This window comes from Luteimonas sp. A478 (assembly GCF_054052025.1).
In genome coordinates, this window is sequence record NZ_JBSVRF010000002.1 from 438,097 (window position 1) to 451,635 (window position 13,539).

Annotated in this window: 13 protein-coding genes; all 13 read left to right on the forward strand. The window is 59.7% G+C overall.

The genetic code is table 11. The features are described 5' to 3' along the window. Positions 1-24 precede the first annotated feature (24 nt). The 13 genes from ACW7G3_RS05615 (at position 25) to ACW7G3_RS05675 (ending at position 13,537) form a co-directional block, all read left to right on the forward strand. Complete coding sequence (locus tag ACW7G3_RS05615) at positions 25-777, forward strand: SURF1 family protein (protein ID WP_456981608.1); 753 nt, start codon at positions 25-27, stop codon at positions 775-777. Beyond that, positions 774-1,349: a hypothetical protein gene (locus ACW7G3_RS05620; protein WP_456981610.1), complete on the forward strand. Its 576-nt coding sequence runs from the start codon at positions 774-776 to the stop codon at positions 1,347-1,349. Before ACW7G3_RS05615 ends, ACW7G3_RS05620 begins: the two co-directional genes overlap by 4 nt. Continuing rightward, complete coding sequence (locus ACW7G3_RS05625) at positions 1,349-2,551, forward strand: COX15/CtaA family protein (protein ID WP_456981612.1); 1,203 nt, start codon at positions 1,349-1,351, stop codon at positions 2,549-2,551. Before ACW7G3_RS05620 ends, ACW7G3_RS05625 begins: the two co-directional genes overlap by 1 nt. Next, positions 2,551-3,459, forward strand: coding sequence for a heme o synthase (gene cyoE / locus ACW7G3_RS05630; RefSeq protein ID WP_456976643.1), 909 nt, complete (start codon positions 2,551-2,553; stop codon positions 3,457-3,459). Before ACW7G3_RS05625 ends, cyoE begins: the two co-directional genes overlap by 1 nt. Before the next feature lie 1,254 nt (positions 3,460-4,713). After that, positions 4,714-5,364 carry a YozE family protein gene (locus ACW7G3_RS05635; RefSeq protein ID WP_456981613.1) on the forward strand — a complete coding sequence of 217 codons (651 nt, stop codon included), beginning with the start codon at positions 4,714-4,716 and terminating at the stop codon, positions 5,362-5,364. A 463-nt stretch (positions 5,365-5,827) separates the two neighbouring features. Then, entirely contained in the window at positions 5,828-6,484 is a 657-nt protein-coding gene (locus ACW7G3_RS05640; RefSeq protein ID WP_456981614.1) for a hypothetical protein, read from the forward strand. 155 nt (positions 6,485-6,639) lie between these two features. Further along, the gene (bla, locus tag ACW7G3_RS05645; protein WP_456981616.1) at positions 6,640-7,542 is read left to right on the forward strand and encodes a class A beta-lactamase; all 903 of its coding nucleotides are present in this window, start codon (positions 6,640-6,642) and stop codon (positions 7,540-7,542) included. A gap of 152 nt (positions 7,543-7,694) precedes the next feature. Beyond that, positions 7,695-8,717 carry a Gfo/Idh/MocA family protein gene (locus tag ACW7G3_RS05650; protein ID WP_456981618.1) on the forward strand — a complete coding sequence of 341 codons (1,023 nt, stop codon included), beginning with the start codon at positions 7,695-7,697 and terminating at the stop codon, positions 8,715-8,717. A gap of 141 nt (positions 8,718-8,858) precedes the next feature. Next, positions 8,859-10,247, forward strand: a complete 1,389-nt coding sequence (locus tag ACW7G3_RS05655; protein WP_456981619.1) for a DUF4932 domain-containing protein — start codon at positions 8,859-8,861, stop codon at positions 10,245-10,247. A gap of 64 nt (positions 10,248-10,311) precedes the next feature. Then, complete coding sequence (locus ACW7G3_RS05660) at positions 10,312-10,455, forward strand: hypothetical protein (RefSeq protein WP_456981620.1); 144 nt, start codon at positions 10,312-10,314, stop codon at positions 10,453-10,455. A 30-nt stretch (positions 10,456-10,485) separates the two neighbouring features. Next, positions 10,486-11,460, forward strand: coding sequence for an alpha/beta hydrolase family protein (locus ACW7G3_RS05665; RefSeq protein ID WP_456981621.1), 975 nt, complete (start codon positions 10,486-10,488; stop codon positions 11,458-11,460). A 633-nt stretch (positions 11,461-12,093) separates the two neighbouring features. After that, positions 12,094-12,813, forward strand: coding sequence for a CPBP family glutamic-type intramembrane protease (locus ACW7G3_RS05670; protein ID WP_456981623.1), 720 nt, complete (start codon positions 12,094-12,096; stop codon positions 12,811-12,813). 67 nt (positions 12,814-12,880) lie between these two features. Continuing rightward, positions 12,881-13,537, forward strand: a complete 657-nt coding sequence (locus ACW7G3_RS05675) for a Vat family streptogramin A O-acetyltransferase (protein ID WP_456981624.1) — start codon at positions 12,881-12,883, stop codon at positions 13,535-13,537. Positions 13,538-13,539 lie beyond the last annotated feature (2 nt).

Here is a 13,539-nt window from a genome sequence, read left to right on the forward strand (position 1 = left end):
ATTATTACAGGCCGGGGGCCGGGCATGGTGAGGCGCGGCGCAACCCTGGTCTTCGGATGGGCGCTGGCGGTGATGGCGATCACGCTGTTTGCCTGGCTCGGCAGCTGGCAGTACGGGCGCCAGCACCAGAAGCAGGCCATGCTGGATGCCGCCGCCCAGGTGCTGGAGCGCCGCGATGCGCAGCCGCTTGCCGCGGCAGGCGATCCTGATCATGCCGATGGTTACGCCTGGGCCGCGGGTGAGGGGCGCTGGGCGCAGGCGCCTGCGGTGATGCTGGACAACCAGCAGCGCGGTGGCCGGGTGGGGGTGCGGGTGTATCGCCTGTTCGAGCCCGCAGCCGGCGAACCGCTGCTGGTGGAATTGGGCTGGCTGCCCGTGCCGGCCGACCGCACCATTCCCGCCATCACCGATCCGCCGCCAGCGCCCCCCTTGGAGGGCCTGCTGCTGCCGCCGCCCTCTCAGGGGCTGGCTGCGGCCGCGATCCAGCCGCAGGCCGATGGCAGCCTGCTGCTGATGGCGTTGGACATGCAGGCCGTGGCCGACGCGCTGGAGCAGCCGCGGATCGCCCCGCGCGTGCTGCGCCTGGATCCTGACGCTGCCGGGGGCTACGCCCGTGACCTGGAGATCCTGCCCAACACCCTGCCGCCGGAGAAGCACCTGGGCTACGCCGTGCAGTGGTACGGCCTGGCGCTGACCGTGCTGGTCACCGCATTGATCCTTACCTTCCGCCGCCGGCGTGCTCATTCCGGCAATGACAGGCATCCTCACTCCCCATGACTGCTTCCGACTCCGCTTCCATTGCCCGACGCAACCGCAACCGCGGCATGCTCATCCTGATCGTGGTGATCTTCCTGGGCAGCGCGCTGATTGCCGGCGTCCTGCGCTTCTCCGGCTGGCGCCCGGAAGGCACCCGCAACCACGGCGAGCTGCTGCAGCCACCGGGCGACCTGCGCGAAATGCAGCTGCGGATACAGGATGGGGGCGACTATCCGTGGGATCCGGACGAGCGCATCTGGCGCATCACCCTGGCGCCGCCGGTTGGATGCGACGAACCCTGTGTTGAGCTTGCGGCCAAGCTGGACCTGGTGTGGCAGCTGTTTGGCCGCCACGCCGACCGCGTGCACACCCTGTGGGCTGGCGAGCTGCCGGAAGGGATGGTGAGCAACCGTTCCCTGCGCGTGATCCAGGCCGACCCGGCCCTGCGCGCAGCGCTGCCGGGCGTGGATGACCCCGCCGGGGTTCCGGTTTACGTCATCGATCCCAACGGCTTCGTCATTCTGCGTTACGCTCCCGGGTTCGATCCGGGAGACCTGCGCAGCGACATGGTACGGCTGCTGAGACTTGACTGATGGCAGGACCGTTGCCGCATAAAGGCCACACCCCTTCCAGGGCGGCCCTTTACCGACACTTCCACCGGATCGCCTGGTTCGCCGTGGTGCTGACCCTGTGCGTAGTGGTGTTTGGCGCTTTCGTGCGTCTGTCCGATGCCGGCCTGAGCTGCCCCGACTGGCCCACCTGCTATGGCCGCGCCGCATGGCCGCAGGCCCCGGCCGACGTAGCCGACCACGCCGCAAGCCAGATCCGTCCGTTCGAGACCCACAAGGCCTGGCGCGAGCAGGTGCACCGCCACATCGCCGCCATCCTCGGCGTGCTGGTGCTGTCGCTGGCGCTGCTGGCCGCGCGGCGGCGCAAATTCGGTCCCGCGCAGATCCTCGGTGCATCAGCCTTGGTAGCCGCGGCCATCCCCGCCTATATGTATGGCCACATCGGCGCCGCGTTCGCGCTGGCCGGGGCGGGACAGGCGATCCTGCTGCTGGCGGCGCTGCGATGGTCCAACGTTGATCTCGCGCGCGCTGCGGCACTGACCCTGGCAGTGATCATCTTCCAGGCCCTGCTGGGCAAGTGGACGGTGACCCTGCTGCTCAAGCCGGTGATCGTGATGGCCCACCTGATGGGCGGGCTGCTGACCTTCTCCATGCTTACCTGGATGGCCTGGCGCGCCACCAACGTGCCCATCCGCCTGGCCAGCGCGCCCACGGTGCGGCGCTGGCTGTATGCCGCGCTGGCGATGCTGGGCCTGCAGATTGCGCTGGGCGGTTGGGTCAGCGCCAACTACGCCGCGCTCTCCTGCGGCGGCGGCGGCTGGGCCGGCGATGCCCACCACTACCTGGATTTCCCCCGCTGCGTGGGCCAGTGGTGGCCGCAGGCCGACTTCCGCGAGGGCTTCGTGCTGTGGCGGGGGATCAACGTGGATTACGAAGGCGGGATCCTTGACGGGCAATCGCGCATCGCCATCCAGATGGCCCACCGGATGGGCGCCGTGGCCGCGTTCGCCGTGCTGGTTGCCCTGGCCGTGCGCCTGCTGCGCACGCCCGGCCTGCGCGGTTGGGGCAGCACGCTGACAGCGCTCACCGTCACCCAGGTGGCGCTGGGCATCCTCAACGTGAAGCTGGCGCTGCCATTGTGGCTGGCCGTGATGCACAACGCCGGCGCCGCGCTGCTGCTGTTCGTGCTGGTCTCGCTGCTGGCGCGGGTGAGGGAGCCGGACTGATGGGCAGCATCGCTGGACAGTATTGGGAGCTGACCAAGCCGCGGGTGGTCTCGCTGATCGTGTTCACCGCGCTGGTAGGCATGTTCCTGGCGGTGCCGGGCCTGCCGCCGCTGAAACTGGTGGTGGCCGGCATGCTCGGCATCTGGTTGGCGGCGGCATCGGCCGCGGCCATCAACCACCTCATCGACCAGCGTATCGACAAGGTGATGGTGCGCACCTCGCAGCGCCCGCTGGCCACCGGCACCCTGCGCCCGATGCAGGTGCTGATCTTTGCCGTGGCGCTGGGCCTGGCCTCCATGGCCATCCTGGTGCTGCTGGTCAACACCCTCACCGCACTGCTCACCTTCGCCTCGCTGATCGGCTACGCCATCGTCTACACCGGCTACCTGAAGCGGGCCACGCCGCAGAACATCGTGATCGGTGGCGTCGCCGGTGCCGCGCCGCCCGCGCTGGGCTGGGCCGCCATCACCGGCACCCTGGATCCCCATGCCCTGCTGCTGGTGCTGATCATCTTCGTCTGGACCCCGCCGCACTTCTGGGCCCTGGCCATCTTCCGCCGCGATGACTACGCCCGCGCCCTGGTGCCCATGCTGCCCGTCACCCACGGTGTCACCTACACCCGCTGGCAGATCCTGTTCTACACCGTGCTGCTGCTGGTGGTGACCGTACTGCCCTGGGCCACCGGCATGAGCGGCCTGTTCTACCTGGGCGGCGCGCTGGTGCTGGGCGGCGTATTCCTCTGGTACGCGTGGAAACTGCTGGACCCGCCGGATGAATTCTTCGCCATGCGGGTCTTCAACTACTCGGTCATCTACCTGATGGCGCTGTTCGCTTTCCTGCTGCTGGACCACTGGCTGCAGCCGTGGCTGATGGCGGCGCCGCTGATGGAGTTTGAGCGGATCGGGTGAGGGGGTAGCCGGGGTGTATGGCCCGGTGTGTGCAAGCAAAGCCCGCCTCTGGATTGAGTTGTGTGGCGGGGGCTGCTAGGTTCGGGTTGGGGAGACGCATAACTGGGGAGTTATGCGTCAGAACGGAAGCAAATGCGGACAGGGGAGGGTCTTATGCGTCGATTCTGCACGGAGTTCCGCGTTACGCCGCGGGATTACAGCCCTCTTTTGCCCTCTAATTGTTGTTAGGCCCCAAAACGAGGACTCTCAGTGCGCTTAATTATTGCTTTCTCCATTGCAGCTTTGCTAGGGGCTTGCGCAACGACGCCCACCTCGCTCCAGGGCGCGATCATCGTTCCTTCAGATCGTATATATGCGCCGGAAGCGACTGGAGACATTTATCAAATTCGGATCACCCGTGACTCTGGGCGTCGGGGATCAGCCTGCACATCACGCATCTATCTCAACGGAAACGATGCAGCCGATCTCGAGCCATCGGAGACCGTAACTCTGTCTGTTCCCCTTGGTCGACATATTATCGGGGTATCACAGAGTCCTACTGGCGGTAGATTGTGCACAGGTTTCGACGAGGTGGCTCGTTCGCGCCACGAAATTGAAGTAACGGCCGAGGCGGGTGAGGTTCGGAACTACCGTCTAGCGACTTCCTATGGAGGATTTAGGCTTGAGCCAACTGCCTTCTGAGTGGCCTAACAATGCGTTCAAGCCGAAATCGCATCGCTACGCCAGCCACATGGCAGAAAGAGCTTGCCATGTGCCCGGCTACGCGCTGCAATTCGGCTTAACTTAGGTGTTAGGCCCCACAGGAGAGGACCCAATGATTGAAACGATCATATTTCTTGCAGCCACATTGGCTGGTCCGACAAACGTCGCCGAGCCGGTTACTTGCATCAAGACTTCAATTGACAAATCCGGCCGCACCTCGCGAAGTGAGGTAATTGTCAGCTCCGGTGACAAGTCACACGATCGGGGCTCGCTTCAGTTCTTGCGAGCGCTTGACTTCTCACGTGCCCCAATTGGCTTGAGCCTAGACCAAACCGGTCACATCCTAGTTCGGGCTACAGGACCTGACACATACACCGTAGATGTAACTGAAGCCCGGTTACTCGACTCTTGCCCAACTGCGGACCCGGGTGGGGCCTAACAATGCGTTCAAGCCGAAATTGCATCGCTACGCCAGCAACATGGCAGAAGGAGCTTGCCATGTTGTCGGCTACGCGCTGCAATTCGGCTTAACTTAGGTGTTAGAGATCACTGATGACACGTTATTACTTTCATGGCGATAAAAGCGAAGAAGACTCAAGCCTCTATTACTGCGCCATATGTGATGTATTTGCGGAAAGAGAGCATTTTGAGACTCACGGCGATAAGAATCGAGATCGCCATGATCGATCCGTTGCCCACTTTAAAAATGTGACAAGCTCCTACACTCGCCCCAAAAACCCTCCTGCCCTGGCAGACGAGTGGCCTATGCCGAGTAAGCCATCTCGCAGTTCCTTCTATAGCTGGCTCTTAAAACAGAGGGACAGGGACGATCCAGTTGGAGACCTGTCATCTGACGTGGCCTGCGACCGGAATTTCCCTAGCAGTAGTCAGTCACTTGACAATCTTGAGCGGCACATAGCCGTTAAAGGCGCATGCGAAGAGGCTCTAACTGCGCTACGCGAAGCTTTTTCGGAATTCCTCGCCAAAGGCAAGGCTCGTTCTGGCATATCACCAAAGTTGCGATTTGAGATCTTTAAAAAATTCAGCTACTGCTGCCAGATCTGCGGACGCAGGGCAAGCCTTGACCTCACCTTGGAGATCGATCACAAGATTCCCGTGGCCAAAGGCGGCTCAAACGACCCTGAAAACCTCTGGGTCCTCTGCTTTGACTGCAATCGCGGCAAAGGCACACGTGATCTCTAACAATTCATTCAAGCCGAAGCCGCTTCGCGGCTCGGCTTAATTCAGGTGTTAGGGTCCACATGAAGCCAATCGCAGCTCATCAGGTATGGCGACAGCAGGTCAGAGACATACTCCTGATCGCAATCTTGCTGGGCGCAGGAGTCGGCCTCCTAACCGCGTCATTATCCGAGGCTTTGAAGGGCGAATTGGCAGTCCAGGCCAGCATGGGCTCCGCACTAGTCATCGCAGGCCTTCTGCTCTCGCTCGGACGCCAACGAAAAGGAGGAAGCGACGTACTCCGACTTCGGGGCGCGCTGGCATTCGAAGTGCGCGACGAGAAAGTGCACCCGTCCACATATATGATTATTATTTCAATAAATTATTCTGCAATATCTTAGCCGGATTTCTCGCCGAGAACGCGGCTTATAGAAAGAAGTTTCTCGCCCGCTTCACAGGGGGCAGAGATTTATTAGAGCAGGTAAATTTGCCTGCCTATGAGTTCTTTCAAGAAACTATAATTTCTGCAGTTGAGTTCATTCTTCTTGATGAGCTTGATCTCCACTTGAACGCATATTTCGTTAACAATGAGATCGACACTTCAACCATCAAAAAGATCGGCAGGGAAGATCTCCCATTGTCCGTCCTAAGCAATAAGGTTATTGACACCCTGACCAAGCACTACTCAGAGCGGGAAGCTTTCATGGAGTCCGATTTCGATAATGGACCTGGAGAACTCTACTACGCGACTGGAAAAGATGGGGCTGTATATAACCGACTTTCAGTAGAGCTTCCGCCAGAATCAACGATCGACCGGGCGGAGAGCGGCGCGCTTGTCATAAAGAATAGGCACTTCGAACTATCGCTCCTCGTTAAATTTGATGGGAGCAACACCTACGTCAACCCTGGCTTATTAGAGGGCCAGACTGATGAGCACTTCTGCCCCTACTCCTTCCAAGTTGCTGTAACTGCGACGGCGTCCCCTCCACTTTTCCGCCGGCGTAAATCCAATGAGATCTATGAGTGGCTCGACTCATACTTGGAGCGCGTAGAAACACTAGTCTCGATCGATATGCTAGAAACACGGCTCAATCCGGAGTTTCGCAAGTTCATGTGGGCCAAAGCGCGCAGGCCTGGGGTCTAACAATTCATTCAAGCCGATGCCGCTTCGCGGCACGGCCTAATTCTGGCGATAGGCCGCACAACGGACACGCTATGCACCGGATCCGTGTAGCCGAATGCAAGATCCACGAACTGCAACGTTTCGCCAACACAATAATCAGCTAAAGGATCAACTGCATGTTCACAAGACGCGACTTCTTGATTACATCCGTGGCGACGACCGCACTGATGGCGAGCCCGGCCGGCGCAGCAGCTGCCACGGGCCGCTTTGACGCCGCCGAGCGGCTTCAGGCGCTAGAAGTGGGTTACGCGCGTCTTGGTGTTTGCTTCCTTGACACGGCTACCGGAGAAGTCAGCGGCAACCGCATGGATGAACACTTCGCGATGTGCTCGACGTTCAAGCTAGCGCTCGTCGCCGCCTGCTTGCGCGAAGTGGACCGAGGCCGGATGGATCTTGATGAAATCCTGACCTATTCCGAAGCCGATCTTCTGCCCTGGGCGCCTGTGACGCGCGAGAATCTCGCCAAGGGCGGCATGAGCATTTCCGCACTGGCACAGGCGGCCCAGGAACTGAGTGATGGCGTTGCCGCCAACCTTCTTGTCAAACGCTTGGGCGGTCCGGCCGCCGTCACAGCGAAGTTTCGCGAGATGGGCGACACGGTGACCCGGCTCGACCGCTATGAGCCAGATCTGGGTTTGGTGCTTTCGGCTGACCTTCGCGATACCACCTCGCCCCTGGCGATGGCGCAGCTCGTCCGTCGGATTACGACCGGTGATACTTTGCAGCGTGGTTCGCGGGAGCGCCTGCTGGGCTGGATGGAGAACACGAAGACCGGCGCCATGCGGATTCGCGCCGGACTCCCCGCCGAGTGGCGTAGCGGTAACAAGACTGGAACCGGGCGTACTGAGGGCACGACCAACAAGTGCAATGACATCGCAATCACGTTTCCGCCCGGCAAAAGCCCCATCATCATTGCTGCTTATTTTGATAGCGGCGAATATACCGAACAGACTGAGGCTCGGCATCAGGCGGTTCTCGCTGAAGTGGGAAGGATCGCGGCCGAGTGGGCTGTTGGCTAGTCGCGCACACGACTTGATCGGTCCGCAGCTGCGTCGAGTGCGGCTTAACAATTCATTCAAGCCGACGCCGCTTCGCGGCGCGGCTTAATTCAGGCGTTAGGGCGCGCCACGATTGCCTTCACATCGTCTTACAAAGAGCCGGCCAAGACAGTATGACCAAAGTTCGATGGGGAATGATTGGTGTTGGTTCAGTTGCTAAGCACAAGAGTGGCCCGGCCTTTCAGGTAGCTGAAGGCGGGGAGCTCGTCGGTGTAGCGTCTAGGCGCGCCGCAGAGGCTGAGTTGTTCGCAAGAGCCTATGACGTTCCTATGGCTTACTCGAACCCCCTTGAGCTCATAAACTCAAGCGAAATCGATGCCATCTATGTCGCCACTCCGCCCTCGTCACACGTCAATTTTGCCCTGGAGGTTGCAAGGGCTGGTAAACCTTGCTGTATTGAAAAACCGATGGCCGTTCGCTACGGGGATGCTCAGGCCGCGCTTGAGGCGTTTGATGCCGCATCACTGCCTTTATTCGTCTCCTATTACCGGCGCAGTCTACCCAGGTTCAAGAAAGTCACCGAGTGGCTGAGATCCAATAAGATCGGCCCGGTGCGGGAGGTTCATTGGCGCTTATCTAGAGTCTCCAACGCTCCAATCAATAAGACCCAATGGCGTATGACCATGACTGAAGCTCCAGGTGGGATATTTGAAGACTTGGCCTGCCATGGCCTGGACCTGTTCGACTACATGCTCGGCCCCATTTCTGCCATTGAGTCCGCGCACCTCGAATCAAGTCATGGAACTCTCATCCCTGATCGAGTGAGAGCGACCTGGCATCATGGCAAAGACGTGATTGGTACGGGGGATTGGAACTTTGCGGCAACTCAGAGAATCGACTCTGTGACTGTTGTTGGGACCCGCGGTCGCATCGAGTTTTCTATGTTTGATGAGATGCCTGTTGTCCTTCATGGGCGAGAAGGCTCGGCTTCACTGATGATCGAGAATCCAAATCCTATTCAACTCCCGCACGTTGAAGCAATGAATACGCATTTGGCAGGCGGATCACATCATCCGTCTACAGCTCATTCGGCAATTCGAACGGCGTTGGCGACTGAAGTAATCGTGCATCGAAGTTCGGCCGAGTTGTCTGGCATCAGGTTAGCCCAAGAGAGCGCGGCGACACATGCGCCCTAACAATTCATTCAAGCCAACGCCGCTTCGCGGCGCGGCTTAAATCAGGCGTTAGGCGCGCGAAGCTCCTCGCAGCTTGGCGTCTTGCATGCGATGTGACATTGCAACTTCATCTTCCCTTCTGCGATCAGGCCTCTCAACGCAATGATTTCCAAGTTTAGAGAACTCCTTACAGTCGTCATGACGGTGTGTTTCGGCCTGTTCGGCAGCGTCGCTCTAGCTTCAGTGCCCATCTCGGTCGACACCCGTGTTGAACTGGCAGCGGCCATAGCCCGGTTGGCGGACTTTGAAGAGTTCAAGGCTGCCGGGATTCCTTCCTACGATGCGGAGGTTGAGCAGCACTTTGGCCGATTCAAAGACCATCCTGCCGTTGATCTGTTGCGGCAGTTTCGCAGTGATCTCGGAGTGGGCTACGGAGATACCGTCGCCTTGGCACTGCTGGCGCAACCAGAAAGCCGGGAGCCGCGATTAGATCTGGAGGAATGGTTACCCAATTCGTCGACTAATTGGGACGTGCGATCGGCCGGACAAATGCTTGCAGCAATATCCAGGTTCTCACGAGACACCGAAGCTGCTGCCTTTTTCACGGCACATTCTGCGCTGTATTCGCTGGTGGCCAAGCAAATTGCGGATGACGTCCACGACTCACTGGACGCGCCTTGGTTCGATGGCATTAGTGAGGACAACAGGCCTGTTCGCATGATGATAGTGCCTGGCCTGCTGCATGGTCGGGGCAACTATGGCCCCAGGGTCATCATGTCTGACGGTACTGTCGACGCTTACGCGGTGATCGGCACACCGAAGTTCGCCGCGGGGGATTCGTTGAAGTGGCCCGGTGCGGAGACTTCACGGTTGCTGGTGCACGAGTTTGCACACTCATTCGTCAATCCCTGGGTGGACGCACATGCTGATGAGTTGAAATCCGGTGCTGAAGTACTGTACGAAAATAACAAAGCACGCATGCGGCAGAACGCATATGGCGACTGGAATATACTTCTCTACGAGAGTCTAACGCGAGCAATAACGCTGAGGTATTTCCTTGATCACGGGTTGCATGATCAAGTACTGGCGGCCAAGAGAGATGATGAGCAGCGAGGCTTCGGCTGGACATTGGAGCTGGCCAATCTGCTGCCAGCCACAGCGCCGTTGCTCGCGACCGAGGTCATTCCTGGCATTTCCTCCCTTCTGGCGTCATGGGCGGACACGACTATAGAAACACAAGCTGCTGCGCCGAACGCATCTCTTTTTCCCAGTTCCGGAGAGCTGAACGTCGATCCAGGTCTGAACCAGATTACTGTCATCTTCGACCGGCCGATGAGTGCAGACATTGGCGTCTTTGGAGACCAGACACCTGAGTTTTCTGGTCCGCCATCATGGAACGACGATGGCACTGAACTGCACTTGCCCGTGGAGCTGAAGCCTGGAACGGAGTACGAGTTGTATCTGAACCACGCCGAGATGCCCGGGGGATTCAAGTCGCGGGACGGAATTCAGCTGGCACCAATCCCATGGACGTTTCAGACGCAGGAATAGAGACTGCCAGACGGGTTACCTACAGAGCCCCGTCTGTTCACATTTCTGCAGATCACGACCATTCATGGGGCTTTTTCTGGTGGCGCTGTTTACGGCTTTGCATGGCGCATCGATCGCCTTTGGGCTCTGGGTGTACTCTTTTATTGGCCCCTTGGAGATTGACTTCAAGCTGCCCCCAGTGAAGCCGGAGCAGGTGGGTGAGCCCTGACAGCGGCGCCGTTGCTTGAGGAGGAGTCCGATGAAGAAGATGGCGGCGCTTTCCGCTGCAGTGCTTGTGCTCCTTTCTATTGGTAGCGCAGTTGCCGCTGGCTATGCTCGCGTCGAGGTGCCGGCGTCGGGCTCGGAGCCCGCGATCGCGGCAATGGTATGGACCCCGTGCGCGGATGCTTCGGTAACCGCCGAGTTGGGGCCGCACGACGTCTCGGGTTCGCCGGGCTGCCCCGCAGCGGGCGTATCGCTGCCGCTGGTGGTGATTTCCCACGGCCACGGCGGCACCCTGCTGGGGCACCACGATACGGCTACCGCGCTGGCCGACGCCGGCTTCGTGGTTGTCTCCTTGAATCATCCTGGCGATACCTTTGGGGACGACTCCGGGGCCAATCGAGTGGCGATATTCGAGTCCCGGCCGCGTGATGTGAGTCGGGTGCTGTCCTTCATGCTGGAGGAGTGGCCTGCGCGCCGGCAGCTGGATCCTGATGCCATTGGTGTATTCGGGTTCTCCCGCGGCGGTTACACGGCGCTGGCTCTCGCCGGTGCCAGACCCAACGTGATCGCAGCCGGGCAACGGCTGTGCAGCCGATGGTGGTCGCTGATCATGCCGATGTGCCGCGAGATCAGGTTCAGTGCGCCGGAGCTGGAGCCGCAGGCCGATCCTCGCATCCGTGCCGCGGTGGTGGTTGATCCGCTGAACCTGTTTGATGATGCCGGCCTGCAATCAGTGCGCGTGCCTGTGCAGCTGTGGGCATCAGAGCTGGGCGGCGACGGGGTGAAGTTCGACCACATCGAGGCCATCCGTACCGCGCTTCCGCAGGCCCCGGAGTACCACGTGGCGAAAGGCGCCGGGCACTTTGCCTATCTGGCTCCGTGCGCGCCGCGCCTTGAGGAGACGGCCAGGGAGATCTGTAAGGATCCGGAAGGGTTTGACCGTGTTGCGTGGCATCGGGCTATGAATGAGGCGGTCGTTTCATTCCTGAAGAGGAATTTGAGCCGATAGAAGGTTGATGGGTCAATTCCGATCACCAGAAGTGATCCTGTCGCCGTTTATCTACTTCATTTTCGATCCATCAATTTCATGGCAGATTGAGCTGGCCATGCGGTTGGCTCCGCCAAGCGTCTCGGCTCAACTCGGGGTTTAGGCCGCCATCGAACCGTCAGCGAAAATTGAGTTCTCTGTTCGCTATCAACTTCGGGAGTACCTGGAGTTCGTAACGGAGCATGCCTTTGACACGGAAGAGTCGTTGCGCACGCTGCGCGGCATCAAGCGACGTGTCGCTCGCATTACACTTGTTTCCATTGCTGCGGCTGGGTTCTTCTACAAGGTCTACCGCGTGGGTCGATGCGACTTCAAAGTGGACAGCGACGGTGTGAGCAGGCGCACCAAGCTCGGGCCAGGCTCGGTCCCTTGGTCAAGGGTGAAGTCAGTCCACTCGTATAGTCCTGGCTTCCTGGTCGAGCTTGAGAGCGGGGCCATGCCGGTGCCATTTCGTGTTCTTTCATTTGAGCAGCAGAGTCAGTTCCTGCTGCTGGCGGCGGACAAGCTCAGTGGGGGCCCGCCGGCGTGCAGCTGATGCCGCTTCGCGGCGAGGTTTAATTCTGGTGTAGGGCGCCAATCGGAGATACGTCGCACATGGAAGCAGTCATTTTCGCGCTGAGCTTTGCTGCAATTTCCTTATTGGTATTTCTTGCGTTCAAGCACTTCGACAAGCGCTTGACCCTTGTCTTTGGGGTGTTGTTCGCAGCCTACCTGGGCCTCGACGATCTGGTCACTGGCCTGCCGTCCAGCTCGTCTGCTTTCAGCTTTATCGGCGGGGATTGGAATTGGTCTGGGAAGATCTACAGCCTGGTGCTGTCTGTCTTGGTGGTACTGGGGCTGGGGATCAAGCGCGAGGCGCTTGGCCTCACCCTGTCGCAAAGAAACCTCGGGACATCTCTGATCGCCCTGTTTCTTTTCATCCTCTGGGGCCTCTCGCTCGGGCTGCTCTTCAAACCCTCAGTCCCGTCGCTGGAAACGCTGGCGTTCCAGGCATCGATGCCCGGAATTGTGGAAGAACTGGCCTATCGCGGTATCGCTCCTGCCCTCTTGCTTGGTCTCATCCGCGGCAAGGAGCCTTCGCAGGGCATACCTTGGGCCGTGGTGTTAATCACCGCCATTGTCTTCGGCATCTGGCACGGGCTGGGCTATTCGGACGGCGCGTTCTCGTTTGACCCGATGTCTGCCTTGTTTCCGTTTATCGGAAGCGTGGTCGGAGGTTGGTTGCGGTTCAATAGTGGCAGTCTGCTGTTCCCGATCCTGGCGCACAGCTTTGCAAATGTCGCATTCCATCTCACTGCATTGATTGGCGCCTGACAGTCGTTCAAACCGAAGCTGCTTCGCAGTGCAGCCCGATCCCGGCGCGGAGTCCAGGGAGGCGTTGATGTACGGACCAAGCCCCAATACCAGGCACCCGATGGAAGGCTTTCCGCAGGTGTGCTTCATAAAGAACACGGTCACCAGCCCCAACATCATCGTGGGTGACTACACCTATTACGACGATCCAGAGGGCCCGGAAAACTTCGAGCGCAACGTGCTCTACCACTACCCGTTTGTCGGCGACCGGCTGATCATCGGCAAGTTCTGCGCGATCGCCCGCGGTGCGAAGTTCATCATGAACGGCGCCAACCACAAGATGTCGGGCATCTCGACCTATCCGTTCCAGATCTTCGGCCACGGCTGGGAGAAGGTGATGCCGGAGCAGGATGAACTGCCGTACAAGGGAGATACGGTGATCGGGAACGATGTGTGGATCGGCTATGAGGCGCTGATCATGCCGGGAGTGAAGATCGGCAACGGGGCGATCGTGGCATCACGCGCGGTCGTGGCCAGTGATGTGCCTGCCTACACCATCGTTGCCGGCAATCCTGCCAAGTCGGTTCGACAGCGTTTTCCGCCCGAGACGGTCGAGGCGCTCGAGGAGATTGCTTGGTGGGATTGGCCGGTGGAGATGATCACCCGCCACTTGCCGGTCATCGTTTCGGGAGACGTTGAAACCCTGCGTGCCTGCAGTGGACAAAGCATGGACGCGGGGTCATGAGC

Coding starts and splice junctions, on each gene's coding strand:
- ACW7G3_RS05655 (WP_456981619.1), top strand. CDS start 8,859: ATGATTTCCAAGTTTAGAGAACTCCTTACAGTCGTCATGACGGTGTGT.
- ACW7G3_RS05650 (WP_456981618.1), top strand. CDS start 7,695: ATGACCAAAGTTCGATGGGGAATGATTGGTGTTGGTTCAGTTGCTAAG.
- ACW7G3_RS05625 (WP_456981612.1), top strand. CDS start 1,349: ATGGCAGGACCGTTGCCGCATAAAGGCCACACCCCTTCCAGGGCGGCC.
- bla (WP_456981616.1), top strand. CDS start 6,640: ATGTTCACAAGACGCGACTTCTTGATTACATCCGTGGCGACGACCGCA.
- ACW7G3_RS05665 (WP_456981621.1), top strand. CDS start 10,486: ATGAAGAAGATGGCGGCGCTTTCCGCTGCAGTGCTTGTGCTCCTTTCT.
- ACW7G3_RS05615 (WP_456981608.1), top strand. CDS start 25: ATGGTGAGGCGCGGCGCAACCCTGGTCTTCGGATGGGCGCTGGCGGTG.
- ACW7G3_RS05675 (WP_456981624.1), top strand. CDS start 12,881: ATGTACGGACCAAGCCCCAATACCAGGCACCCGATGGAAGGCTTTCCG.
- cyoE (WP_456976643.1), top strand. CDS start 2,551: ATGGGCAGCATCGCTGGACAGTATTGGGAGCTGACCAAGCCGCGGGTG.
- ACW7G3_RS05660 (WP_456981620.1), top strand. CDS start 10,312: ATGGGGCTTTTTCTGGTGGCGCTGTTTACGGCTTTGCATGGCGCATCG.
- ACW7G3_RS05635 (WP_456981613.1), top strand. CDS start 4,714: ATGACACGTTATTACTTTCATGGCGATAAAAGCGAAGAAGACTCAAGC.
- ACW7G3_RS05670 (WP_456981623.1), top strand. CDS start 12,094: ATGGAAGCAGTCATTTTCGCGCTGAGCTTTGCTGCAATTTCCTTATTG.
- ACW7G3_RS05620 (WP_456981610.1), top strand. CDS start 774: ATGACTGCTTCCGACTCCGCTTCCATTGCCCGACGCAACCGCAACCGC.